11 protein-coding genes are annotated in these 27,000 nt (G+C 56.4%); 2 read left to right on the top strand and 9 right to left on the bottom strand.

What is annotated here, in order from left to right; all coding sequences use genetic code 11:
- From C3938_RS10235 to C3938_RS10195, 9 genes are all read right to left on the bottom strand, one after another.
- Complete coding sequence (locus tag C3938_RS10235; protein WP_105103327.1) at window positions 1–4,188, bottom strand: glycosyl hydrolase; 4,188 nt, start codon at window positions 4,186–4,188, stop codon at window positions 1–3.
- A gap of 316 nt (window positions 4,189–4,504) precedes the next feature.
- Window positions 4,505–7,063, bottom strand: a complete 2,559-nt coding sequence (locus C3938_RS10230) for a glycoside hydrolase family 3 protein (RefSeq protein ID WP_105103022.1) — start codon at window positions 7,061–7,063, stop codon at window positions 4,505–4,507.
- 225 nt (window positions 7,064–7,288) lie between these two features.
- On the bottom strand, window positions 7,289–8,833 hold the full coding sequence (locus C3938_RS18330; RefSeq protein ID WP_105103021.1) for a glycoside hydrolase family 16 protein: 1,545 nt from the start codon (window positions 8,831–8,833) through the stop codon (window positions 7,289–7,291).
- Window positions 8,834–9,081: 248 nt separating this feature from the next.
- Entirely contained in the window at window positions 9,082–11,778 is a 2,697-nt protein-coding gene (locus C3938_RS10220) for a di-heme oxidoredictase family protein (protein ID WP_325027384.1), read from the bottom strand.
- Between the two features lie 317 nt (window positions 11,779–12,095).
- A complete protein-coding gene (locus tag C3938_RS10215; protein ID WP_105103019.1) occupies window positions 12,096–13,589 on the bottom strand; it encodes a tryptophan halogenase family protein in 1,494 nt (497 codons plus the stop codon).
- A gap of 35 nt (window positions 13,590–13,624) precedes the next feature.
- Complete coding sequence (locus tag C3938_RS10210) at window positions 13,625–14,635, bottom strand: cupin-like domain-containing protein (protein WP_105103018.1); 1,011 nt, start codon at window positions 14,633–14,635, stop codon at window positions 13,625–13,627.
- Window positions 14,632–16,182 (bottom strand): tryptophan halogenase family protein, encoded by a 1,551-nt coding sequence (locus C3938_RS10205; protein ID WP_105103017.1) that lies wholly within the window; start codon window positions 16,180–16,182, stop codon window positions 14,632–14,634. The genes C3938_RS10210 and C3938_RS10205 overlap by 4 nt, the downstream gene beginning before the upstream one ends.
- A gap of 111 nt (window positions 16,183–16,293) precedes the next feature.
- Window positions 16,294–19,245: a TonB-dependent receptor gene (locus tag C3938_RS10200; RefSeq protein ID WP_105103016.1), complete on the bottom strand. Its 2,952-nt coding sequence runs from the start codon at window positions 19,243–19,245 to the stop codon at window positions 16,294–16,296.
- A 523-nt stretch (window positions 19,246–19,768) separates the two neighbouring features.
- Window positions 19,769–21,376, bottom strand: coding sequence for a sodium/sugar symporter (locus C3938_RS10195; RefSeq protein ID WP_199775529.1), 1,608 nt, complete (start codon window positions 21,374–21,376; stop codon window positions 19,769–19,771).
- A gap of 268 nt (window positions 21,377–21,644) precedes the next feature.
- On the opposite strand from C3938_RS10195, the gene C3938_RS10190 reads away from it, so the two are divergent.
- Window positions 21,645–23,207, top strand: coding sequence for an MFS transporter (locus C3938_RS10190; RefSeq protein WP_233998758.1), 1,563 nt, complete (start codon window positions 21,645–21,647; stop codon window positions 23,205–23,207).
- 542 nt (window positions 23,208–23,749) lie between these two features.
- Complete coding sequence (locus tag C3938_RS10185; RefSeq protein ID WP_105103014.1) at window positions 23,750–26,920, top strand: TonB-dependent receptor; 3,171 nt, start codon at window positions 23,750–23,752, stop codon at window positions 26,918–26,920.
- Window positions 26,921–27,000 lie beyond the last annotated feature (80 nt).

Genomic DNA, 27,000 nt, shown 5'->3' with positions numbered 1-27,000 from the left:
TCAATACACTTCAAAACTCCACAGGGAATAACCGTAGACGGTACCGCGCTCGATACCCTGCATACGCACATACCGGCCGCTGGTAGCAAGACTGAGCTGGTCTACCCCGCCGTCACCATTGCTGACGCTGGTCGCGGTGGCCCAGTTGCTGCCGTCGGCGGAGACCTGAATCTCATAGACTTTGCCGTAGGCCGCCTCCCAGTTCAGCACAACCTGACTGAGACTGTACACCGCACCGAGATCCACCTGAATCCACTGGTTGTCGCTGAAGTCCGTCGCCCAGCGGGTGCCCGCGTCGCCGTCCACCGCATATTCGGGAAACCAGTAGTTACCTTCCGCCGAGGAGGCGCTAACCGGCTTGTTCAGGGCCAGGTCGCCACCCGGCTGCGGGTCACAGCAGGGAGGTTCCGTGGTTCCGCCGCTACCGTAAATTTCCAGTTCCCACAGAGACGCTCCCCAACCGGTGGCACGTTCGTGGATAAAGACACGTACAAACTGGCCGCTGGCACCGAGACCGGAAAGCATATCCTCGCCACCGTCGCTGTCGGTTACTGTGGCGACGGTACTCCAGTTCTGACCGTCGTCAGATACTTGCACGTCATAGACGCGACCGTAAGCGGCCTCCCATTTCAGTACCACGCTGTCGATGGAAGACACACTGCCGAGGTCCACGGAGATCCACTGCGGATCGCTCCACGCGCTGGACCAGCGGGTACCCATATCGCCGTCCACGGCAGCCGCGCCGCTCAGGTCACCGTTTTCCATGGAGGACACGGTGACGTTTTTGTTCAGTGCAATATTGCCGGTGGGCTCGGGGTCGGGATCACCACTTCCGCCGCCGATATCCAGCCAGTTCAATTGCACTGCGCCGGCGAACACCAGGCGCAGTTTCTGCGCACCGTCATTCAGATTCACATGGGTGGAAAGCGTGTCCCAGGCGCCGGCGGTCGCGGGCACTGCCACGGTTCCCTGGCTGACGCCGTCGATCAGTACTTCGATACTGGTGGAAGCGTCCGCAGCCACACGCAGTTGCAGTTGCGCGCTGCCGGCACTGCCCACCAGGTTGTATTCCACCCAGCTGTCGGTGACAGTTTCGGTAATATCCAGAAAGCCGCTGACATCGGTGGTTTTATCCACACGCACCGAGCTCATGGTGCCGTAGGCTTCGGCCTGCACCTTGTTCGGCAGGTTGTGCACGCTCGCCGCGCCGTGCACCGGCATATTCACGTAGATATTGCCGAGTTCTGTGAGTACGCCGGGCTGACGGTAATCAAACAGACCATTGTAGGGGTGGCCGTTGCGGCGACCGGTGAACCAGGCGTAGCGGGCCACGTCCGGATCATTTTCCAGGTAGTCTACGGTCTGGATCAGGAACTTCTGCTGCTCCGCTTCGGTGGTGGTGTCTTCCCAGGCGGAAAATTCCGTGAGCCAGATGGGGCGGTTGTATTTCTTGAACAGATCCACATACCACTCGATAGCACCCACCACCGGCATATACGCGTGTATGGAAATGGCATCCACACGACAGTCCGGGCACACGGCAAAGAAGTCATCAAAATAGTCGATGGGATCGTAATAGGTCGTGCCGTTTTCGGTGACGCAGTTGCCACAGAAATTCATCGCCACACTCACGATATCCAGGTCGAACTCATCGGCGATGGCCTCCAGGCGCGGCCACTCGGCGGCGGCCTGGGACGGGGTCATCGCCGCCTGGTCGATGAAGTTGGGCTCGTTAAACGCGAGGATATATTTCACTCCCGGATGCGCGGCGATGTAGTCGCGCATGGCCTGATCGTCAAAGGCACCGTTCCAGGCCATGGGTACAAACTCGACACCATAGTTCTGGTAGATATCTGCGATCTGAACATCCGGCGCATGGCTCCAGTTGTACCACCAGGAAATGCCTTGCGACATCACCTCGAAATCTTCCTGCGAGTGATGACCGTATCCCAGGCCGCGCTTGCCACTTTTCCCCGCGCCGTAATTGTCGGCAATAAAAATATGCGTGACCGCACTGTGACTGGCCTGACCGTCACTGACGGTGAGCACCACGCGGTAGCTGCCATTGTCGGCATAGGTGTGGGAAACACTCACTCCGCTTCCGGTAACACCATCACCGAAATCCCAGCTGTAGGTAAGCGCATCGCCATTCACGTCGGTGGAACGGGAACCGTCAAACACGACGCTGGTTCCCGCTGGTCCGCCCATGACCGAGGGCTTTATCGCCGCCACCGGTGCGCGGTTTACCACTTCACCATCGGTGCCCGGATCCTGTGCCTGTTCACCGCCAGACATGTACACGTCGTCGATGGACAGGCTCGTCACTTCACCGAAACCCAGCACCTGCAGCACCTGACGCATATCCGCCAGCTCCAGGTCCGGTGCGAGTTCGCTCATGGGAATGACGATATCGTGCCACTGACCGTCGCGAACAAACCCATAGGGATCGGCACCCGGTTTGAAGTCGATCCATACCTGGCCGATGCCATCGACGTTGCCCCCTTTCAGGCCGATACGGAAATCGGTCTGGTCGCTGGTTTTCATGGAGAAATGCAGCGCGGCATTGGCGTTATCAAACGCGGTGAGATTGAAGCCTTCACGCGCGGTAAAGCCGAGGCCGAACCAGCCCTTGCCGGTTGAGGTCAGATGCAGCGCGGCATTCCCTTCGCGGCTGTCGCCAGTACCCAGGGTGAGGGTTTCATCCCACACATAGAGGTCACCGTTGACACCAAAGCCGAAATTACCCGCATCCATATGCGCGGCGGTTTCGGTGTAGATACCGTAGCTGCCGTACTCCGGCGCCTCCAGCGCAACGCTCTCACTCAGGTAGATATTGTCGAAAGCGATCTCGAACGCCTCCGCGGGTGCCGGGCCGGAAACACTGAAAAAGGTTTTTATGGTCTCCATATCCAGACCGCCGAATTTTGACAGCGGAATGGACACCGTGTGCCACTCACCATCGCGCACCAGACCGTATTGGTCGCCACCTTCCGCCAGCGTCACCTTGGCCTCACCACCGGACGTGCTCGCCATGTTCACTTCGATGTTCACACTGGAATTCACCTTGGCATCGAAGTGCAGGTAGCCGTGCTTGTAGTTGCGCATGTTGTAGTCTCTATGCAGCAACCCCATACCCCACCAGTCGCCGGCGGCCACGGAATAGGAAAGCACGGCACTGCCTTCGGATGGCGCGGTGGCCACGGCGGTCATGTTGTTCCAGATATAGAGATTGGCGTTGTCGCCCCAGTTGAACTCGTCCAGCACCGGGTGGGTTTCGGTCATGATGCCGAAGTCGCCGCGATAATAATTTTCGCTCGCCACGTCCACTTCGGTATGCTCATTGGCATAGAGGCGGACATAATCCACGTACATTTTTGCCGGGAACTGCGCCGTGATTTGCGCGGGATCGGTAATCTCTACAAAGTTCCAGCCACCCACCGCCAGGTTCAGAAGAATGTGGTTGGGGTTGTCGCGGAATTCCGACAGATTGGGATCGGTAATATCCATGGTGAGCACCTGAGTGTCGTCCACGGAAATGGTCAGAGCCTCTGGCGTCCAGTCGAGACGATAGGTGTGATACTGATCGTAGAGATTATTTTCCAGTACCACCTCTTCCGCGTGGTCCGCCTGCAGCCAGTCGCTCCAGTCGCCGGATTCGTGCCACCAGTGCAGCGCGCCAGAGACCGCGTTGTTGACCGTGCCGTTATCGATCGCCGCCTTGTAGCCGGCCTCCATGATGTCAATCTCACCGGACTTGGGCCAGCCGTCTACACCGAAATTATTACCGAGCATCCAGAACGCCGGCCACAGTCCGTTATCCAGTTTCGGCAGTTTGATGCGCGCTTCCAGGGTGCCGTATTTGAATCCGAAGCGACCGTTGGTATGCAGGCGCGCAGAGGTGAATTCCTTGCCCTCATAATTTTCGCGCCTGGCCTCAATCACCAGATTGCCGTCTTCTACATAGGCATTTTTCTGTGACGCGGTGTAGTACTGCAGTTCGCCATTGCCATTGCCGTCTCCACCAGTGGTGAAGGTCCAGGTATCGCGATTGATCTGGTCTCCGTCGAATTCATCGGCCCAGATCGGCGCGGTCTGTGCCTGCGCAGTGGCCAGCAGTGCGGGCTGTGCCAACAGGCACGCGGCCGTCAACAGCAGCCGGCGTTTAACCGTTGCTCTCTTGGTTTTCATTGTGTTTCCCATCATGCTTTTATGAATGTTATGGATCAGGGAGATACTGCGATCCTGATCGGCAAATTTCGGGCGTACGATGCCCGCCGAATGATTCGGAGGCATGGTATTTCCGAGGATTCCGCCGCAACCGCTGGCAGAGGGTACCGCTGATGATCGCTCGCGCGATCGAAATAAAACGTGTACTGCTGGATCGATTTTTATTGTTGTTATGTTTCGGCCAGCACCTTACAGGTGCTTTCAGGGGCTTCGCGAACTCCGACTGCCGCGAGAGAGGGTAATTCGGCAGCCGGAGCTTTTCTTTACAGAAAGGGCATTAACCGCAATGAATGTCCGCGTCGGCCTTGGACGCGATATGAATATTGTGCACGGTCATATCCAACGCACCGGCGGTACGTACATAGAAGGGTGACAGCACCATATCCAGTTTCGCACCAGCATCCGCCAGGCACTGCAGATCTACCGCAACGGTTTTCCACTCGCCCGGCGCCGCGTCCTTGAGTAGTTCGGTGATGGACTGCTCGGCACCGCAGTCCATACCGCAGTTCATGCCAAGGCTTACCGCGTCGCTCGGTGCAGCGTCCACTTTCACATCGAACACCAGGGCGCCCTGCTTGCCCAGATAGCTGGTGAGGTCGGTGCGGCTGTTGGCAAAGAAGCCGGCCACGGCATTGCCCTCGCCGTTCCACTGCAGACGACGGCTGTCTTCCTGTACCTTGCGGTCAACGGACTGCACACTGATGCCGGAAAGTTTCGCCACGCTGCTGGAAATGACCGACAGATTGTTCGCGGCATCCATCACCTGGAAGCTCCAGGGATCCAGTGCGCGGCCGTTGAATACCGCCAGTGCCTGTTCGCCATCAGATACTTTGAGACCGCTCTGTTCGGAGAGCGCGGCCACCTGAACACTGCTTCCGTAATTGAGGCCGTAACCGAAGTTGAACTGGGCCAGCGCCTCATTCTCGCCGGGGTTGCGTACGGTGGGCTGTGCATCGTTGGGCCATGAGAAAGTGAGTTTGCCCTTGAAGTCGTGGTTCACTTCGCCGTCGGCGTTGCGGAAAATCACATCCGCCACACCGGCACCCTCGGTGCCCGGCTGCCAGATGACCGCGAACGCATCGGAGGCATTGATGTGCGGATTCACCCACAGCGGACGACCGGTAATAAACAGGCTCACAACAGGGATGCCCTGCTCGCGCAGATTGTTCAGCAGTGCCAGGTCACCGGCGCCTTTGTATTGCAGGTTGGAAATATCACCCTGCATTTCCGCATAGGGATCCTCACCGAAGACCACAATGGCCACATCCGGCTTCTGCTCGAAGCTGCCATCGACCGACAGCTCGGCGGTGCCGCCGGCGGCCTGCACGACTTCAGCGATGCCACCATACACGGAAGTGGCTCCGGGGAAGTCGCTGTTCTGGTTACCGGTACCCTGCCAGGTGATACTCCAGCCGCCGGCCTGCTTGCCGATATTGTCGGCACCATCACCGGCCACAAGCACGCGCTGGTTGCGCGCAAGCGGTAGCAGCCGGTCGTTGTTTTTCAGCAGCACCAGGGATTCACGCACCGCCTGGCGGGCGATGGCGCGGTGCTCGGGTGCGCCAATCAGGGATTCATCGGCGGCAAACGCGCGCGAGGAAGGCGCGCCCGCTTCAAACAGGCCCGCACGAATTTTTACCCGCAGAATACGGCGCACCGCGTCGTCGAGACGCTCAGCGGAAATCTCGCCACTCTTCGCCTGAGCCAGAGTGTTTTTGTACAACTCCTTCCAGCTCGGGTCCGGCGCCATGAACATGTCGAGTCCGGCGTTGACGGACTGCGGACAGCTCACATTGCTGCAGCCATTCACAAACTGGTGGCCGGCCCAGTCGCCGACGATGAAGCCGTCGAAGCCGAGGCGGTTTTTCAGTACATCGGTCAGCAGGTATTTGTGGCCGTGCATCTTCTCGCCATTCCAGCTGCTGAAGGAGGCCATGACGGTCTGCACGCCGGATTCGATCGCGGAGAAATAGCCCTGGGCGTGCAGACGCACCAGCTCTTCTTCGCTGATGACCGCGTCGCCGCGGTCAATGCCATTCAGAGTGCCGCCATCAGCCAGGAAGTGCTTGGCGGTGGCGATCACATGCTTGCCCTGCAACAGGTTTTCACTGCCCGCTGCGCCCTGCATGCCCTCCACCATCTCACCCCCGTAAGCGCGAACCAGATCGGGATCTTCGGAGTAGGATTCGTAGGTGCGACCCCAGCGATCGTCACGCACCACCGCGAGCGTCGGCGCAAACACCCAGTCGATACCGGTTGCGCGGACTTCCGCGGCGGTGGCGGCGCCGATCTTGCGCATCAGTTCCGGATTGTGCGCGGCGCCGAGGGCGATGTTGTGCGGGAACAGAGTTGCGCCGATCACATTGTTGTGACCGTGCACGGCGTCGGTGCCCCAGATCATGGGAATGGCGACACCGCCATCGCGGGTGTCCATGGAGGCTTTGTAGTATTCATCCGCCAGCGCCACCCAGTCGGCGACGCTCGCGTGTTTGTTGTCGTAGGGGAAGGCGCCGCCGCCGTTCAGGATAGAGCCGATGTGATACTGTCTCACGTCTTCCGGGGTGGCGGTGCGGATCTCCACCTGGATCATCTGACCGACTTTTTCCTCGGTGGACATTTTGGCCAGGAGTGCGTCGATACGGGCTTCCACTGCGGGATCTTTGGCAATGCCACTGGTCAGTTGCGGCCAGTGGGTGCTCACTTCGGCGCGACTGCCGGCCGCGCTGGATGGGGTTTCGGCGGTCAGTTTCTGAGCGCCATTCTGTTCCGTACAGCCCGCGAGCCCCGCGCCCGCTATCAGACCGGAGATGACCCCCAGCAAAATTCGCTTTCTCATCACCGCAAAACTCCCATTCCTGTTCGCATTATTTTTCGAATCATCGAGTGACTTTCCGCCGCTGCCGAGTCTCAATCTTTGAGACCGCGCACCCGGCTTTTCCAGCCTCCGTTGTACGGATTGCGCGGAAAAGGGTCGTCCCACTTTGAAGCCGGGGCACAAAATGGTGCAAACCACCTTGCCACTCCCGCGTAAACACCAAAATGGGACACGTCTGAACAAGATTTATTTGGTGAGTTTCACATTATCCACCTGCAATACCGCTCCATTCTGGTTGTCCCAGGCGGGGGAAATGACGAATGGCGTATTCACACTCGCGGTGTTGAGCCCCATTTCCGCCAGCTCCATCATGGGGATCTGGAAGTGGGTCCACTGATCTACCGCGGGCATATCCAGCGGGTAATCACCGGAGGAACAGGGATGGCCGCAGTCCGCGCGGAAGGTGAGTGACGCGGAACCGGCATCATCCGGTTCCTCCAGAACCCGCAGGTCAAATTCCACGTAGGTGTAATCGCTCAGGTCATAGCTGGCGGCGGACTGGAAGAAGCCGATGCCCTGGTCGGTATTCCAGGTGACCTGCCCCACCTCGCCGTAGTCGCCACCGGCATCCACCACCTGAAAGTCCACCGTGCCAAATGCCGTCCAGGTGTACCACTGGTAGGGGTCTTTGACTTCGCCGTCGAACACTGCCAGTTCATCGCCCTCACTGTCCGGTGCCTGGGGCGGCGCGACGCCCGGATTGTGCACAAATTCCCCATCGGTACTGGCGCAGCCCTTGCCGGTTTCGAAATCTTCCGTGCACTGGTATACGCGCACATAATCGATCACGTATTCCTGCGGAAAGGCTGCTTCGTCGATACCTCCGGCGTTGACGTTGGCCGGCCAGTTTCCGCCCACCGCCAGATTGAGAATCAGATGAAAGCTCTGATCAAAGGGCGCATAGGCGTTGTCCAGCGCGGCGGTGGTATACCAGCCGTCCTTGGTCTGGGTGGCGTAGTGGTCACCGTCCACATACCAGCGGATTTCACCCTCTTCCCACTCCCCCGCGTAAGTGTGGAAGTCATCCGCCGGGTTCGCGCCGCCGGGAATCTGGTAGGCCTCGCCGGTGTATTTGTTGCCGGGCCAGTTATCCCCATAGTGCAAGGTGCCGTGAATGTGATCTTCGCCAGCCACTTTCAGATTCACGGCTTCAAGAATGTCGATTTCACCGGAGAGTGGCCAGCCGCCGTACACCCATTCACTCGGCAACATCCAGAACGCTGGCCAGCTGCCCTGCCCCTGCGGCAGTTTCGCGCGCATTTCAAAACGGCCGTATTTCCAGTCTCCCATGCCTTTGGTACGCAGGCGCGCGGAGGTGTAAGTACCACTGCCGCTGGTATCGTCCGGATCGTAATTCGGATCATCGTCCACCAGATTCGGGCCTGTAGCGTCCTCGCGGATCGCCTTGATATACAGCATGTCGTCGGCGACCCAGGAGTTCTCCGCGGCGTCGGTGTAGCACTGCGCCTCATTATTGCCACCGCCGGTGCAATTCACTTCGTGGGACCATTTTTCGCTGTCGATCGAATCGCCGGAAAATTCGTCTGCCCACACCAGGCAGTAACCGCTGTTCAGCGCATCTTCCAGGCACTGTTCCGGCCGCTCGTTTACGGGTGGGTCGTTGGGAATATTGACCTGGCCATCGTCATCATTGCTGCTGCCACCGCCGCCACAGGCGCCTGCGGCAACCGCCATTGCCAGAACGGAAGATCTGAACAGAATTCTGGACATCGCTGTATCCTCATATTTTTGTTTATTGTTTTCACGCTCTCACTCAAAGACACCACTGAAAAACGCAGCGCGGCTTCTTATAGCCGCACAGTAGCTATTCAGCGCTGCCCACATGAGAACGGTTCTTTTAGCGTCTCCTGCTGAAAAATGTCGCCCCACATTGCCGTATGGGACAAGGTGGGCCGGCGCTTTTCACGCAAAAAAAGGGGCGATAAAAATATCGCCCCGAATAGAAAGAATATATGCAGTTACAGTGAGTTGAGGAACTGCAACAGATTCTGCTTGCTCGCCGCCGGCAGAGACTGATAGGCATTTTTCGCCGCCTGCCCTTCGCCGCCGTGCCACAAAATGGCTTCCTCAATGCTGCGTGCGCGACCGTCGTGCAGGTAACTGTGTACAGGTGTGCACACTTCATTGCCCTGACCACCGACCGGATTTTCCACACCACCCGTCACACAGGCGGAAAGCCCGAGTCCCCACAGCGGTGGTGTACGCCACTCCGCACCACTGGCTTCGCCTTCTCCAAGATTATCCGCAAGGCCTGCCCCCATATCGTGTAACAGCAGGTCGGTGTAAGGGTGAATGGTCTGGTTACGCAGTTCCGCCAGCGGGTGGTACGCGCTGGTTTGCATGGTCGGTGTATGACAACCGGCACAACCGATACTGGCAAACACCTGCTCACCGTTCACCACAGCCGCATCGTCGTAGTTGCGCTGCGGACGCACGCCCAACAGGGAAATATATTTGGTCAGATCCCGCAGATGATTGTCCGCAAGTTCTGCACCCGCTGCACCGCAGTCCGACTGGCTGCCACCGCAATCCGGGTTGGGAAATACGGAAGTCATCACGCCCATATCCGTGTTAAATGCACGAGCCAGTTGGTGGCGGACACTGGCGGTGCCCGCCTTCCAACCAAAGCGGCCGAGACGGGTTTCTCCGGTTTCCGGATCGACCACACGATTCACACGACCGGAAATGCCATCGCCATTGCTATCCCCGGCATCTGCTAGCGCGACAATTGAAGATTCCGGAATTGCTTCCAGCAATCCGATGCCGACAAGGTTGGGCGCGATACGTGCGGAAAAACGTGCAGGCGTTACCCCGGTAAACGCATAATTTGGTGAGCGCAAACCATTCTGCTCGCTCCAGTAGGCAATCGAAACACTTCCTTCACTGGCCGCGCCGCTGCGTGCTTTCGGCTGCAACACAGAACCAAGATACGGATCGGGATTACCACTGGCATCCGCCACTTTGAAGGTCCACTTTTCCAGCGGTTCGCCTACCGGTGCAGGCGCTGCACGACCATTGCGCTCATGGCAACTGCCGCAACTGGTATTGATGTAGTGGGGCCCCGCCAGATTTACCATGGGCGCGAAGGCGGGATTTTCCAGCGGCTTTTCATCGTGCACACCGTCGATGGCGGAGCTGTGCAGCACTCGTCGTCCGAGCATAAACGGCTGCGCGTTGTCGTACCCGATATTCGTCGCCATCTGCAGAAAGTGATTGTCCGTCTCCCCGGAAGTCGACGCGTGAATGGTAGTGTCACCGCCCAGCCAGGCCTTCTCCGCAATTTTGTAGGAATCCTTTATGCCACCAAACGGCGTACTGCCACCCACGTCCCATGGCACCAGCCCCTCGCCAACAATGTACAGGAAGGTAGTACCGTAGTAATTCGCACGACCGTTGGGTACGCTGGGATCGAGGAACTGACTGATTTCAAATTCCAACTTGTCGCCAACCTGGATTGCACGGTTCTCGCGGCAGTTGAAACTGCGCTCTTTGTAATAGTTGTAGTTGTCCACCACAGTCATCACGCCGTTGTCGCAATACTCCGCCACGGTGCCCACACCGCGATAGAACCAGCGGTTTTCTGCCTCGGTATCGCTCAGCTTGAACTGGGTGCGCACATTCATCCGCACCGTATCGCCCCCCTTCGCTACCTCATCGATGATTTCGATAGAAGCCGTGCGGTCTTCCCAATAAAAACTCAGATAGTGATCGTAGGCCTGGAAATGATCTTCCTTGGCATGGCGGTCCCGCGCGCGATCGGAAAAGCGGGTTACCAACGCCGTCGGTGTTTCAAACGTAATGGCGGGCTCCAACGCCGTACCGCTGTTGTAGAGCGGCACAATATTTCCGAGGTCCGGATTACCGCCGGACGAGGAACTGCTGCCCGAGCTGCCGCCGGAAGAGCTGCTGGAACCGCTCCCGGAACCCCCGCCGGAGGAGGAGGAGGAGGACGATGATGAGGAAGAGGATGAGGAGGACGAAGATCCGCCCTGCCCGCTGAACGTGAACTGGACGGGATCTGTGGTTTCGCCAACCCCACCGGTGATCTTGGTGAAATAGACAGTAACCACATCACCGGGAGACAGGTTCGGAATATTGTGAGTCCAGTTGTTGCCATTTTGCGTCATGCGCACATTCAACTGGCCTCCACCGTTCACCGAATAATGCACATCCACGATATCGCCACCGGTCATGCGAGCCTGTGCTGTGGATGCATCAAGCTCCACCAGGCAACCGCTGTCGCAATGGGCCGGAGTGCCGAACACCCCCAGTTCCCAGATGGAGTAACCCCACTGGTTACCGGCGCTGCGGCTGATCCCCTGGATACGCACCTGCTGATAAATACCGTCCACGGTTACGGTATCGGTGCGGTGCCCGAACACGCCACCAGTTTGGGTGGAGAGTGTGGTCCAATCCACACCGTTATTGGACCCCCAGATTTCATAAGTGTCGGGATTGGCCGCTTCCCAGAAAATCTCCACCTGATCCAGGTCATAGGGCTGGCCGAGATCCACGGTGATCCAGGAAGGATCCGTCTGCGCGGCGGATGCCCAGCGTGTGCCGCTGTTGCCATCAACGGCGTTACTGGCCGGAAGATCGGCGGTGCTGGCGGTGACGGGCATTCCGGTGGCTAGATTGTTTGTCTGCGCGCTCACCGATTGCGCCGTTGACAGAGCTAAAGCCGAGCAGACAGGAAAAAACAGAAACAACAGAAAGGAGCGTCGCCCCGAATGGACTACACGCATAGTCACACCTCGCTATAAATTTATTGATTATTAGAATTTCGTGGAAAACCGAACCTGCACACGTTCTCTATGTACAGGCCGTCACCACGTTTTTGGTTATGGCAAGGTAGACGCTATATCTTTGGATTTACTCCGTCGTCCCACTTTGAAATATTTTCCTATGTGAGCCACCTGCGTTGCTGTCGGCGTCACGATTGGCGCCTTATTGATTGAGGATGCAGTTTAGTTCAACGTGGCGGAACGATAGCGCCAGACAGGTACCCTTTCAGATACTCATTGTGCCCATGTAATTTAGCTACGGTGTTATCCACATTGGTACGAATATGCTGAAGAAACTCCGTTAACTCATGCTCCGACATACTGTCCACCAACGGGTGATAACGCTCGGGTTCCAAACCCTGCCCGAGCATCACTTGCTGCCATGAATCCACAAAAAGTTCATTGGCTTCGCGAAAAACATGTCCGGTCTCACGGAACATGTCGATTTTCGCCGCAAGGGAATCCGGCACTTCCATCTGGCTGCAGTGCCGCCAGAATTCCGTATCGGATCGGTCGGTCACTTTGTAATGCAGAATAATGAAGTCGCGGATTCTATCCATATCAAATTCACACTGCCGGTTGAACTCATCTACCTCACACTGATGAATTTCGCTTTGAGGGAAGAAGCGTAAAAAACGCACTATATTCTGCTGAATCAGGTGAATACTGGTAGACTCCAGCGGCTCAAGGAATCCGCTCGACAGGCCTACCGCGAGACAGTTCTTGTGCCACTGCTTACGGCGACGGCCAGTCTGAAATTTGATTAACCTTGGCTCTATCAGAGTATTGCCTTCGACATTTTCAAGTAACTGTTCGCAAGCTGATTCATCGCTCTGATAGCTGCTGGCATAAACCAGCCCATTGCCCACCCGCGTCTGCAGCGGAATGCGCCATTGCCATGCGCTTTCCCGGGCAATAGATCGCGTAAACGGAACGGGTTCCTCCACCGCTTCAGTCTGTACTGCTACCGCACTATCGCAAGGCAGCCAATGCGACCAGGACTCAAAGCCGGTGTGCAGAGCCTTCTCAATCAACATTGCCCGCATCCCCGTGCAGTCGATAAAGAAATCTCCATCGATCACCTGCCCGGAGTCCAGTTTCAACCCGCGGATAAATCCATTCTCCGGATGCAGCTGCACCAGGTCGATCTTGCCCTCCACCCGCTTAACGCCAAATTTTTCACTGAATTTACGTAAATAGGCCGCATAGCGGCTCGCATCCAGATGAAAAGCATAATTGAGTCCTATCTTTGGCAAATGGGTGAACTTGTGCTCTTCTGCGGCACGACGTTCCAGGCAGTACTCACCAAAGTCGCCAGCAATTCCCATTTTCCTGCCGCGCAACCAGAAATGCTGAAAACCACATGCCCAGCAGTCTTTGCCGGTGACGCCAAATGCGTGAGTATAGTCTTTCCCAACGTCCCGCCAGTTTTCGAACCGGATACCTAATTTATAGGTTCCCTGTGTCTCGCGCAGGAATTCTGCCTCATCAATACCCAGCAGTCGGTGAAAAAACACCAGGGTCGGAATGGTGGCCTCGCCGACGCCAATAGTTCCTATCGATTCGGACTCCACCAGAGTAATTTCCAGCTGTGAACCCATCAACTTGGAGAGTGCCGCCGCGGCCATCCAGCCCGCAGTTCCACCTCCGGCAATCACGACTTTTTTAATGCTTTCGCTCATGCGTTTCTCTCTTTATTCGCCGCCCATCTCAAGGTTTATGGCGTTCGCTGTAATTTATCTATGAGAAATTTCTTGAGGCGTGCGGAGGACTCTCGGTTCAGGTCACCCAACAAGCCACGTATATGATCGGGAATATGACTGACGGCGTCTTCGCGCCTGACTACAAAATGCTCAAACAACCCGGACCAGGCCCTGCGTTGAGACTCGGGTAGGCTGCCAATCGAAAGCAGTGCGTGCATCAACGCATCCTGAGGTAGGCCTGTCCAGACCGGAGTCGAGCGCCACCAATAGTTCACCAACACATTGAGGTCATCCAGACCCTCGACCTGATGCCACCACATACTGGGAACGTATAACACATCACCCGGCTCCATTTCCGCAACCTGCGCTGCACCCAGTGCATCGCGATAGCGCGGAAAACGGTCGTAATCCGGCGCGAAGAAGTCGACCATGCTAATGGTCTGCCCTGCAGGGTTAAAGTCCAGAGGCCCGGGATACAGATTCGCCACCTGCTCTGGGGGGAACAAAGTAAAACGACGTCGCCCTGCGACTACGCAGGCGAGGTTTTCCGGTAAGTCAAAATGCGCGGCTACACGGGTACGGTTTCCGAACCATATGGAAACCAGCGGCTGGTTTTGGCCCAAAGGTATATCGTTTTTCGTACGCAAACCCGGTAAATGGTGATCAACTGGCGTCGAGCCCACATAGCAGCATGCGGTACTTCCTTCAGTAGATTCCAGCTCACGAAGCGTTTCCAGTAAATTTCCCGAGGCACGCTGGAAGTTGAATCCCGTTAGGGTGTCATTGTAAAAAATACGCCCCTGCGCCTCCGCCGGAGCGCGAAATAGCATAACTGGCTGCGCCTGATCATACTGCGCCAAATAGTCAGAAAGATTACCGGAATTAGCGGCCGCCACCATTGGCCAGAGGGAAACTCCACCTTTAATCAGTAAGGGAGTGGATCTACCGGCAATATGATCGGCAATTTCCTCGTTCGCAATACCGTCACAGCTCTCTACAGGAGGAATAAACTCCGGATATATCATGAAGTTTGAACTCCAGTCCGATTGCGGGACGTCAATTGTCGCAACAGCACTCTGTTTTCCGGCAATCCCAGACGGTAGCTTGCAAGTTGCTTTTGCACTTCATCCAACAGTATTTTCGAGCGGACTTTGTCTCTATCTTTTCGCGGTGCCCGCGCTAAATCACAGGCATACCCCATGCCATGTAGTACGAAGCGATAGCTGGCTGGCGGAAACAGCGGCAACGCCTGCGGAAAATCCTGCTTCGCAGGTGCCCTGTGCCGCCAGATTGTCAGATTTTCCAATAACGAGTCCGTACTTGACTCCTCGCGCCGGTGAGCCAACCAATATTCAGAATCCGTACGCTGTGACAGAACGTAATGCAACTTGAGAAAATCGATAATGCTTTCCCAGTGCGCAAGCATCTGTTTGTTAAAGCGTTTTTCGGCGATCGTCATCTGTCCTGAGTTAGCAGGAAGAAAATCACGAATCAGCCCCGCCCCCTGCTCAATCAAGGCCAGCGCCGATGCCTCAAGTGGTTCGATAAATCCCGCCGCCATTCCCACAGCGACGCAATTCCCCTGCCACATAGCAGAGCGATAACCAGGTGCGAACTGAAGTTCACGGAAATTTAGCTGAACATTTGTATCCACAGCTCCACTGGATGTAAGGAACTGACGGAAGTCAGCTTCAACCTCCGATGCACTGATAAATTGACTGGAATAGACGTATCCCATACCTCGGCGAGAAGGCAACCCGATATCCCAGATCCAACCATTGCTACGTGCGGTGGATCGCGTAACCGAGGCAATAGGGGCGTCGGGAGACGGATGTGGAATTTGTACTGCGAGGGCTCGGTCGTTAAATAATACATCCGAACGATCAATCCACGGCACCTTCAGAAAATCGCCGATGATCATCGCCGCGCTCCCAGAGCAATCCACAAACAGGTCAGCCGTCAGACGCTCTTCCGACTCACTCACTAGCGCCGTCACCCTCCCGCCATTGCCTTCAATGGAAGCTATGCGGGAACTTATATGGTGGACGCCAAGAGTGCGGGTGCAATGATCACGCAACAAAATCCCAAATTTGACCGCATCAAAGTGGTAGCCGTAATTAAGTACCCCGGCATACTCCGGTGTAGCCAATTGTTTAGGTGCCAGATACATGTCACTGATAGCAGCCTGAGGAGTCACCGCATAGGCATAGTTTTCGCTGGCAAAGTAAGCAAGGTCCTGCTCGAAATAGCCATGAGGAAGAGAGAAGGGATGGTAATAGCTATCTTTGGGATCCGCAGTACGCCAAGCGGAAAAAAGTGACCCCTGTTTGAACGAGGCCTCGCATTCATTAAACAGACGATGTTCACTCAGACCGATACGCCGCAATGTTTCCCGCATGGACGGCCAAGTGCCCTCTCCAACGCCAATCGTAGGAATATCCGGCGATTCAACCAGAGCGATTTCACACTGCCCGCCCTGAGCGCGACCGTGCTCTGCAGCAATTACCGCAGCGGTAAGCCACCCCGCAGCCCCGCCGCCCAAAATTAAAATGGATAACGGTGCCTGTTGCATTGCGAACCCCTAAATTCAAGGTTTATCAAAATAACAAAGGGCGTGATTGCTCACGCCCTTTGCATCCTGCGAGACGTGAGTGGCAATGCGCTGCCACTCCTGACTACAGCCTTAGAAGCTGTAACGCACACCCAGATTATACCGAGCACCAGTTTGGAACGCGCCGATCATCATATTTTCATGACGGCCATACAAGCGCTTGGTTTCATTGGTCAGGTTGATCCCTTCAAAAAACACTGTCAGGTCATCCCGTACATCATAACTTGCGCTGGCATCCCACTGGCCGTAGGCAGCGACATAGACCGGGTTGCGCTCACCAGCGCCATCGAATGTACTAACCAGAAAATCATCACGCCAGTTGTAAGCGATACGTGCCTGAATTCCATTCATGTCGTAAAAACCCACAACGTTCATGGAGTCACTCAGGCCAAGCAGCGCAAACTGGTTTTCAACGCCATCACCTTTATTGGTATTGAAGTTGTCATATGCAATGTCGCCGTTCACAGTGGTCACGTTAAACTGTCCACCAAAGCCGGAGTCGCCGAACATATGCTGTACCGCGAACTCGAAGCCATCGATTTCAGCCCTGCGTGCATTCACCGGAGTCAACACACTGAACACCGCGGCCTCATCGCTGTCTGGATCGCCAACAACCGGCGCGCCGTATTTTGCTTCCATATACGCACGAACAGCCGCGGAGTCATCCGTACCCAGCGTTGCTACTGCCTCGTCATAACGCTCACCAGTTCCCGGGTGCGCGAGATTAAACGGTGTCTCTTCAAAAGATTCCTGACCAATAAAGTTCTTCACACTCTTGCGATAGTAACCGGCAGATACATAGCTGGCTTCGCCGTAATACCACTCGGTGGAGAGATCGTAATTGAGCGATTCAAACGGATCCAGATCCGGGTTACCGCGCGCAGCAGTACCACCCTGAAGCCGCAGGCGTGAGTCAATTGTCTGGCCACCCTGGATATCGCCGTAACCTGGGCGTGTAATGGTCTTGCTTACGGAACCACGCACAACAAGGTCGTCCATCACCTGGATATCGGCATCGATATTCGGCAACCAGTTCGCATAACTCCCTTGCTGGCTGCTGAAACCAACACCGCTAGACTGTGCAATGAATTCGTTGTCGGCCGCCCAAATAATGGAGTCGTACTGTGGCACTTTTGCCATAGCGTCCACATCGGTGTCTTCATAGCGCAAACCCATCGCCACGCGCACCGGCATGGCTACTTCATCCCATGCGAGATTAACCTGGGTGTACGCATACTGCTGTTTCTCAACAGCGGTGCGGTCTGTAGTGAAATCATTGCTCGCGCACAGCCAGGGGCCACACGGGCTGTTCCACGCAACTGGCAGGGTATCGCCATTGGCCTCAATCCAAGTGGCAACAGCCGAGCGCATACCATCGAAATCAGCGGCATAGTAGTACGGAGTCATATCCGAGCTGCTAGCGCTATCGAAGTCGTGCAGTGCGTCCGCCATGCTCTTCTGCACAAACAGGCTGTCATCGTAGTCCGCCGCGGTCCCCAAACCACCCCAGGTCTCGTTCTGGACGTTGGCAAATGCGGAGCGGTTAGTGGACTCGCTACGGCCAATACCGAAATCGATACTCTTCACTAAGCTTTCGTCGATATCAAAGGTGCCGTCAAAGCGCGCCTGCTCAATATCGTGCTCCATAAAGCTATTGTTGAAAACATTACCGGAGACCAGCATCTGCGACGGATCGAAGCCCTGCCCATCAATGAATGTAAAATCCACAGCGGGTAAGTCGTAGCCGTAATTCACTGTCGTCGCGGCACGATTGAACTGTACCCCGGCGATATTGTTGTTAGTGCCTCGATCATCCTTGGCTCCATTTTCAGCGCTGGAGTTGTGGTAATCGAATGCAAGAGTCAGATCTTCACGGGGGTTCCAGACCAGATTCAGGCCGATGGAGTCATTCTTGTTAACGGTACCCCAATCGCCAGCGTTGAAGGTGACATCAGCGCCAGTAGCATCGGTATAAACAATAGGGGACACTACGCTGCCGTTACCGGAACCTCTGGTAAAGGAGCCGGATACGGGCACACCGTTAAACCAAGCACCCATCGCATGGTATTGGTGCTCTACATCCTGCTCGGCGTAGGCGTAATCCAGCGTGGCTTCAAACTGGTCAGAGGGCGCCCACTGCAGAGTCAGAATAGCGTTAGTGCGCTCACGCTGGGTCTCGGAAAAGTTAAAACCGATACCACGCGGTACGGAGTAGATATCTCCGGCCTGCGGTGCGTTCTCAAAGTTGGGGTTATCAGGAGCAATGGACCCCCAATCGCCTTGACCACCAGGAATGGTGTACCAGCCCGAGCCGGTTTCAGAGCCCGCTTGGCCAGAGTGACGCTCGGAGAAAGAGCCGGCAAAAGCTACACCGATGGTATCGTCAGCAAACTTGCCACTGTATATACCGGACACCTCGGGAGTCAGGCTGTCGCCCTCTTCACTTGAGGTATCGTGCAAGGACTTAGCACTCACACTGAAAACAGTATCTGCCTGCTCCAGCGGGCGAATAGTCTTCACATTGATCACGGAGCCGATGCCACCAGTGGGCTGGTTGGCACGACCGGTCTTGAATACCTCTACACCGCTTACGCTTTCGGCCGCCAGGTTGGCGAAGTCGAAAGAGCGGGAGGCTGAGGCGCCGCTGTTTTCCAGGTTGGCCGCAGGCATCTGACGACCGTTCAGGGTAACCACGTTATAGTCGGGACCAAAGCCCCGCACGGTGACCCGGCTGCCTTCCCCGTTCTGGCGGTCGATAGATACACCCGTAATACGCTGCAGGGACTCTGCGAGATTGGTATCAGGGAATTTGCCGATATCTTCCGCAGAAATCGCATCAACTACGCCCTGGGCGTCGCGCTTGATATCCATCGACCTTTCGAGACTGCCGCGGATGCCCAGCACTACCACTTCTTCCAGTGCTGCATCCTGTTCGCTCTGTGCATAGGCCGCGCCGCTGACGCCGGCCAGGGTGGCGATGGCCACCGCGATGGAATTCTTCTTGAATCCGGTCATTCTGTTCATGGAGTTGTCTCCCCCATCGTCACGTCATTTTCGTTATTGGATTCGCCGGGATCGGGGACCTCGAGACCACGCAAGGATAACCCGATCTGGCGCGACGCTATACTCCCGCCGCGCCACAATATGAGTCGTCCCACCTTGCCGAAACGGCTAAAAATGAACTATCCCACCTTGAACCCCATAAAGCGGGAACGAAAAATTACTTAAATATCAATTAGTTATGATGATGTCGCAATTTTGCACCGAGAAAGCGCACAGGGCCACCCGGAAAGGTGCAGCGCCGGAAAAAAGTGGGTCCATGGCTCGGGCACACAGGAATGACCGGCAAGACACGTTGTGACTGAGAGGTTCCTCCGGGTTCTCCCCTGCTTCCGCAATTCGCTGCTGGGTAACACAGCACCAGGAAGGGGGAGCGAAAGGACGAAGGAGGCAGGCAGAAAGGAGGCAGGCAATAGGAGCCTGCCCCCCTGACGGTGTGGCTAGCGAGTGCAGTGCTCAAAGACCCGGCCAGCTCCAATTATGCGTATTACCACCAGGTGGCGTAGAGCGCGACCAGCAGCAGCACGACACCGAGTCCCGCGAGATTGAACGTCTGGTCCGTGGCGAAGCCTGCCTCCCAGGAGGCATCACTTCCTTTTATAGGGGCCGGGGTGTGGGCCGCCGGATTTTCCTTCGCCGAAGACTGCAACAGCGAGGTGATCACCGCCAGCGCCAGGCAACACAGGAATACCAATCCCACCCGGTCGATAAATGGCAGCTCGGGCCAGGTGAACTTCAGAACCAAAGACAGCGCCGCGGAGGACACCGCAGCCACCAGTGCACCGTTAGCCGTCGCCAGTGGCCAGAAAATACCCAGAAGGCAGAGCACCACAATACCGGGGGTAAAGAAGCCGGTGAACTCCTGAATGTACTGGAAAGCCTGGTCGAAATTGCCCAGCAGCGGGCGTGCGCACACAGCCGCCAGCAGCAAAGCAACAAGCCCGGCAATACGCCCTATCGTCACATAGTGGGCCTCGCTATGACTTGGGTGGCGATGCGCATACAGGTCCATGGTGAAGATGGTGGCAATACTGTTGACCATGGATCCCAGGGAAGAAACGATGGCGGCGATCAGGGCGGCGAAGATCAGCCCCTTGAGACCGGCGGGCATCAGGTTCATCAGTGCCGGATAGGCCTGGTCCGCCCGCGCCAGGTCCGGTAACAGTACCACCGCGGCTATTCCCGGCAGCACCACGATCAGCGGCATCAGCAGTTTCAGGTAGGCCGCAAACACGATTCCCTTTTGCCCTTCGCGCAAGTCCTTCGCCGCCAGCGCGCGCTGGATGATGTACTGATTGAACCCCCAGTACGACAGGTTCATCACCCACATGCCTCCCACCAGTACGGAGATTCCCGGCAGGCTCGCGTAGTGTGGGTTGTCGCGGGACAGGATCATGTCGAACTTCTCCGGCGCCCGCTCCAGCAGTACGTTGAAACCGGTGGCTACCCCGCGACCTTCACCAATCAGATCCAGCGCAATCCAGGACAACACCAGTCCACCGAAGATCAGCAGCACCACCTGGATGACATCCGTGAGCGCCACCGCCTTGAGTCCGCCGTAGAGGGAATAGGCCAGGGCAAGCGCAACAAGAAACACCATGCCGTAAACCAGTTCCACGCCGGCAATGGTGTGGATGGTCAGTGCCCCCAGCCACAAAATGGCGGTGAGATTGACGAATACATACACCCCGAGCCAGAACACCGCGAGAATGGTCTTCACCCGATGGTCGTAGCGCTGCTGCAGAAACTGGGGCATGGTGTAAATACGCCGGGAGATAAACACTGGCAGAAAATACTTACCCACGATGATAAGGGTGATGGCCGCCATCCATTCGTAGGAGGCAATGGCCAGCCCGATGGCATAGCCGGAACCAGACATTCCGATAATCTGTTCCGCGGAGATGTTCGCCGCAATCAGCGAAGCACCCACGGCCCACCAGGGCAAGCCGTGGCCGGCGAGGAAATAATCCTGAGTATTTTTCTGGCGCCCGCCTTTTTCGCGCGACACCAGCCAGGCAACGGATATCAGAAAAACGATATACACAGCGACGACCGCGGTATCCACCAGCGAGCCGCCAATCAGCGGAAATTCCATGTTCGGGTTTTCTCTCTTCCACAGGGACACCAGGCGCGGTCGCTGCCTCGCCGGTATCCGGTTTTTTGTTTTATGTGTGGTCGATCGACGGAGCAATGCTAGCGGCAAGCTGGAATGAGAACTACCGCCTTACCGCATGAATACGTTTTCACAGAGAAGGAAAACCATTTTGTGCTGGAATGGGACCGGGGGCACATGCTTTCCGGTTGCGAAAAACGTTTTCACCCCATACTCTCTGCGGGAGTCATGGGAAAAGAACAACAATAAAATGCTGCACAATCCTCGTGAGCAGACAGCACCAGAAATGCCCAAGCTGCCAGAACTGCATTTCTGGCAGATTTGGAGCCTGTGCTTCGGTTTTGCCGGCATCCAGTTCTGCTTTGCATTACAGAACGCCAACGTTAGTCGGATTTTCCAGTCTCTGGGCGCCAGCGTGGAAGAAATTCCCATTCTCTGGGTTGCCGCTCCCATTACCGGTTTGTTGATTCAGCCTATTGTCGGCTACCTCAGTGATAATACCTGGAACCGCTTTGGCCGCCGCCGGCCGTTTCTGATCGCCGGCGCGTTTGCCGCGGCCACAGCACTTTTGATCATGCCCAATTCCAGCGAACTGTGGATGGCGGCCGCCATGCTGTGGATTCTCGATGCATCGCTGAATGTCATGCTCGGCCCATCCGTGGCGCTGGTAGGAGATATGCTGCCGGAAAAGCAACGCTCCAGTGGCTTCTCCATGCAGAGCTTTTTTATCGGCGTGAGTGCCGTGGTGGCCTCGGCCATGCCGTGGACACTCAACCACTGGCTCGATGTCACCAACACCACATCCGGCAAGGCCATTCCCGATTCCGTTTCCTACGCGTTCTATATCGGCGCCGCGATTGTGCTGTTTACCGTACTGTGGACCTGCGTCTGCAGCCGCGAGTACAGCCCGCAGCAGTTGCAGCGGGAGCAACACAGCCTCGGGGAGAAATGGCAGGACACCTACAACGCGGCCAAAAATCAACCGCGCTTTGTTCGGCAGGGAATGCTGTTTTCCGGCTCCGGTCTGCTCGCAACCCTGGCCGTACTGACACTGGGGCTGGACAGCAAACTGCTGATTCTGACATTGGGGGTTATGGGCTATGGCGCGTTCCAGCTGCTCGCAGCCAATATGTACCAGCGTCGCAAATACCACAACGGCCTCTACCAGATCATGCACGACATTCTGGAAATGCCCACCACCATGCGCCAGCTCGCGGTGGTGCAGTTTTTTACCTGGTTTGCGCTGTTCTCACTTTGGATCTATGGCACCCCCGCCGTAGCGAGCTTTCACTTTGGTGCCGTCGACACGAATTCCGCACATTACAACGAGGGCGCAAACTGGGTCGGCATCCTGTTTGCGACCTATAACGGATTTGCCGCGCTGGCGGCTATCGCCATTCCATGGATGATCCGCGCCATCGGCATCCGCAGTGCACACATTGCCAACCTGTTGCTCGGCGCCGGCGCCATGCTGTCCTTCCTGTGGATCCGCGACCCGCAGTGGCTGCTGGTGTCCATGGTGGCGATGGGGTTTGCCTGGGCATCGATTCTCGCCATTCCCTACTCCATTCTCACCTGCACCCTGCCACAGCACAAAATGGGCACTTACGCAGGTATTTTCAATCTGTTCATCGTGATTCCGCAGATCCTCGCATCCAGTCTGCTGGCGCTGGTGGTACACCACTTGTTTGCCGGTCAGGCAATCTATGTTCTGGGTCTTTCCGGCCTGCTGTTTGCGATTGCCGCAGTGGCAACCTGGTTTGTGCGGGTAGAGGCTGCTCCCGCAGAGCAAGCGCGCACGGCCACGATTTGATCGATGCATTTGCCACCGCGATTTTTCCCCGGTCATTCCCTCCATCCCAGACGACACGTTCTTTCTCCACGCCAGTTTGCAGCCTGCTTGCCCCTGTCAACTCGCGCGCACCACCGCGGTAATTCACCGATTTCCAGCGGCCATTGAAAACGTTTTCCGGCTGAAAACGTTTTCAGCTGGAGAAAACGTTTTCATCCTGTTTTCATGGTTTTTCCGTTGACGCTCGGAATTTGACTTCATTACATTTGAAGAAAACGCGGAGCATCCAATTAAAAAACCGCTCCTGCGAAGCATGAAGTGATTCCATTGCAAACAATAAAACCAGCAATCGGAACACCGCAAAAAGATGAGAGAAAGAGACAACCGGCATTATAGCGAGAACGTATGTCACCCCGGCCTGCGCGCACCAATCTGCCGACCGCTCCTTTCACCACTGGATTCGCCCGCCCCACGGGTGAAGCGCTTGCCCGGTTAGTCACGTGCAGGCTTTCGTTGTTTGGGATCAATAACAAGTAACCAATTTTGGTGATCAGGGGAGATTCATGAAGAATTCCAACCGTTTTAGCAAGAAGACCCTTGCCGCCGCGGTCGCTTCCTACGCGCTCATGAGCGTCGCGGGAACCGCCATGGCCCAGGTCCAGGAAAAACAGCTGGGCGACGCGTCATTGGAAGAAGTGGTGGTTTACGGGGTCAAGCAGTCCCAGCAAACCGCCATCAATACCAAGCGAGATGCCAAATCCATCGTTGACGGTATTGCCGCGGAAGATATCGGCAAACTGCCGGACACCACCATCACCGACTCGCTGCAGCGTATTACCGGGGTACAGATTCAACGCACCGCCGGTGAGGGGGGTAGCCTGAGCGTGCGCGGTATGCAGCAGGTCGCGGTGATGCTCAATGGTGAGCAGTTTCTCGCCGCCGGCAATCTGGCCAGCGCACAGCCGAATTTTAACGACGTTCCCGCGCAGCTGCTGCGCAGCGCCAATGTCTACAAATCGCTGGATGTGACCAATGCCGTATCCGGCATTACAGGCACCATTGATATCCGTACCTATCGCCCGCTGGATTTTGAAGACGGGCTCAGCACCGCCAGCGGCTACGACGTTTCCTACGGGGAAATCAGCGGTGAAGCCGACAGCACGTTCAATGCTCTGGTGAACTGGCGCAATGACGATATCGGCCTGTTGGTTTCCGGCGTGACCGGACAGAAGAATCTGGCCAACGATTATGTGGGGCACGTCGGTGATCCACTGGGAATGGAAATGGGGCCGGGCTCGGAATTTTCCGGAGACTGGACCGTCAATACCAACCACGGTTACGAATTCTTTAACGCCGAGAACGAGCGCAATCGCGATGGCATCAATCTGGCGCTTCAGGCCGACCTGGGTAACGGCCTCGACCTGGTGGTGGAAGGTTTCCACACCGAAGCTACTGAGTACCAGCGCCGCGTCGGTCTGAACCTGTCCAACCGCTGGCAGGGCCAGGGCGCTACCAGTGCTGAGCAGCAGGCGCTGTGGCACCCGCGTTACAGCGATCCCAACGGATGGAGCGGTGCGCAGATCGCGGCACCCACCTCCATCAGCGACTCGGTCACCGGTGACGACGGCCGCAACTGGGTGGTTGCCGACGAGTTCGATGTGGAGCCACTGTGGATTTACTCCCTCACCTCAAATCGCAAAATCGATACCGCCTCCACCAACTTCAACGTGGAATTGAACTGGGACAACGGCGGCCCCTGGAGCGGTAGCCTCCGCGCCATCAGCGCTTCCGCAAAAAACGACCAGGTCTTTGCTACCGCACAGGGTGGCATCAATAGCTTCCGCGGCGACACGGTACAGACTCTCGACAATCATTTTTATCCGGCCGATGTCATCGAGCGTTACAACCTCACCCTCGACCCCGACCGTCTGGATGAAGTCGGCGTAAACGGCGGCCGCTTTGTATTGCCGAATCCACTGGGTTACAACGAAGACCCACGCCTGACCATGGCCTACCGGGATTACAAGGTTTCTCTGGCCGGCTTCGACCAGACCATCGCCGGTGGTCTCACCGATGCCAACGGAGAAAAAACGCTCGCCCAGTATATGGCGAACAAAGACAGCTGGATCATGGAAGGCCTGCAGCTCGAGCAGAACAGCAATATCGCGTCTGACCTGAACGCGGTCAATCTGCGGGTGAATTTCAAACCGGAAAACCTGTTCGTGACCGACGTAGAGTTTGGTCTGCGCCCGAGCCGCCGCACGGTGGAGAAGGAAAACTACGATTACTGGGCGCAGTTTTATGTGGGTTCCGACAATCGTCTGACCAGTCCGGAACTGGCCGCGGCAAATAATGAAGTGGGATGTTACGCACAGTGGCGTTCCATCGACCAGAAATTTGACGGTGGTGGCACCGGTGCCGAGTGCTCCGCTGGCGAACGTCTGGTGGGCGCAGAGGACGATGCCAGCTCCTTTGTTCCCTACTATGTCCTGCCTCCGCAGGGCCTCGACTATCACGGCCTCGGTCTCGTCTTTGTGGAAGACCTCGGTGACAACGTCAACGGAATTCCCGGCTTCTGGGCGGTGGATCCGAAAAGTCTCGACGATGCTGAAGCCATGAACCGCAGGGTATTCGGTGATATCAAACCCATCGTCAATCCCGGCACCAGCTACGATCTGACACTGAATGAACTGACCAGCTATGTGAAGTCGGATTTCGAATTCGGCAACGTATTCGGCACCTTCGGGGTCAAGGTCATCGACTCGGAAATCCAGGCGGTGATTTACGAGACCACCAGCGTAACGCGCACCAACGGAGGCTCAAACTACTACACCGGCCGTATTACCGAGACCAAAACCCGCACCGATGTGCTGCCATCACTGAACCTCGCCTGGAATGTGACCGACGATGTGATGCTGCGCTTCGCGGCGGCCAAAAACAAACAGGATCTGGATCTCGACAACTACGGCAGCAGCCGCACTATCTTTACCGCGGCCGACCCGAACGATGCGACACAGCGTATTCCCAGCGGTTGGAACTCCGCCGGCAACATCAATCTTGAGCCCTGGCTTACCAACAACTTCGACATTTCCGCGGAATATTATTTCGGTGAAGCGAGCATGTTGAGTCTGGGAGCCTATCTGGTGGAGATCGATTCATTTATCGAGACCCAGGAGAGCACCATTGATGTGGAGTACAACGGCAAAACCTACAGCATTAAGGGTAATGGCCCGGTTGTAGGTGAAGGTGGGGAAGTGAAAGGGATCGAGCTGGGTGCGAAGCTCGCACTCTCCGACCTGACCGAAATGGACATTGTTCGCGACTTTGGTATCGAGGCAAACTATACCTATTCGCCCAGCGAAGTACCCGGGGACCACTCCGACGTGACTGGCATGAAGTATCCGTTCGCCAACAACTCGGAGAACACCTTCAACTTCATCACCTGGTACCAGAAGGACAAATGGCAGGCGCGTATGGCACTCAACCATCGCAGCGAGCGTTTTATCCAGTCTTACGGCCCGCTGAACTTTGCCAAATACGCGCCGGAGGAAACCTACCTGGATGCCAACATCTCCTACGATGTCATGGACAATGTGACGGTGTATCTGCAGGGTTCCAACCTGACCAGCGAGGACGTGCGTGAGGTTTATCGCATTGCCGACGGTGTGGAGCTGGAAGCACTGATCTATGACAACGAGGCGCGTTACTCACTGGGCATTCGCGCCAAGTTTTAATGGAATGATCTAGAAGTACCGACGCGGGCTGGCATCCAGCCCGCGTCTCTGAAGCGCTTCATAGAAAGCGTCACAAAAAA

The sequence above is a fragment of the Microbulbifer pacificus genome (genome assembly GCF_002959965.1).
GTDB lineage: Bacteria > Pseudomonadota > Gammaproteobacteria > Pseudomonadales > Cellvibrionaceae > Microbulbifer > Microbulbifer pacificus_A.
Note: the sequence above shows the minus strand (reverse complement) of the source record. Positions and strands in the feature narration are given on the sequence as shown.

Bases quoted from the DNA above. Each gene is read 5' to 3' on its own strand.
- C3938_RS10195 (WP_199775529.1), bottom strand. From the start codon at position 21,376: ATGGAATTTCCGCTGATTGGCGGCTCGCTGGTGGATACCGCGGTCGTC.
- C3938_RS10200 (WP_105103016.1), bottom strand. From the start codon at position 19,245: ATGAACAGAATGACCGGATTCAAGAAGAATTCCATCGCGGTGGCCATC.
- C3938_RS10215 (WP_105103019.1), bottom strand. From the start codon at position 13,589: ATGAGCGAAAGCATTAAAAAAGTCGTGATTGCCGGAGGTGGAACTGCG.
- C3938_RS10185 (WP_105103014.1), top strand. From the start codon at position 23,750: ATGAAGAATTCCAACCGTTTTAGCAAGAAGACCCTTGCCGCCGCGGTC.
- C3938_RS10205 (WP_105103017.1), bottom strand. From the start codon at position 16,182: ATGCAACAGGCACCGTTATCCATTTTAATTTTGGGCGGCGGGGCTGCG.
- C3938_RS10235 (WP_105103327.1), bottom strand. From the start codon at position 4,188: ATGAAAACCAAGAGAGCAACGGTTAAACGCCGGCTGCTGTTGACGGCC.
- C3938_RS18330 (WP_105103021.1), bottom strand. From the start codon at position 8,833: ATGTCCAGAATTCTGTTCAGATCTTCCGTTCTGGCAATGGCGGTTGCC.
- C3938_RS10230 (WP_105103022.1), bottom strand. From the start codon at position 7,063: ATGAGAAAGCGAATTTTGCTGGGGGTCATCTCCGGTCTGATAGCGGGC.
- C3938_RS10190 (WP_233998758.1), top strand. From the start codon at position 21,645: ATGCTGCACAATCCTCGTGAGCAGACAGCACCAGAAATGCCCAAGCTG.
- C3938_RS10210 (WP_105103018.1), bottom strand. From the start codon at position 14,635: ATGATATATCCGGAGTTTATTCCTCCTGTAGAGAGCTGTGACGGTATT.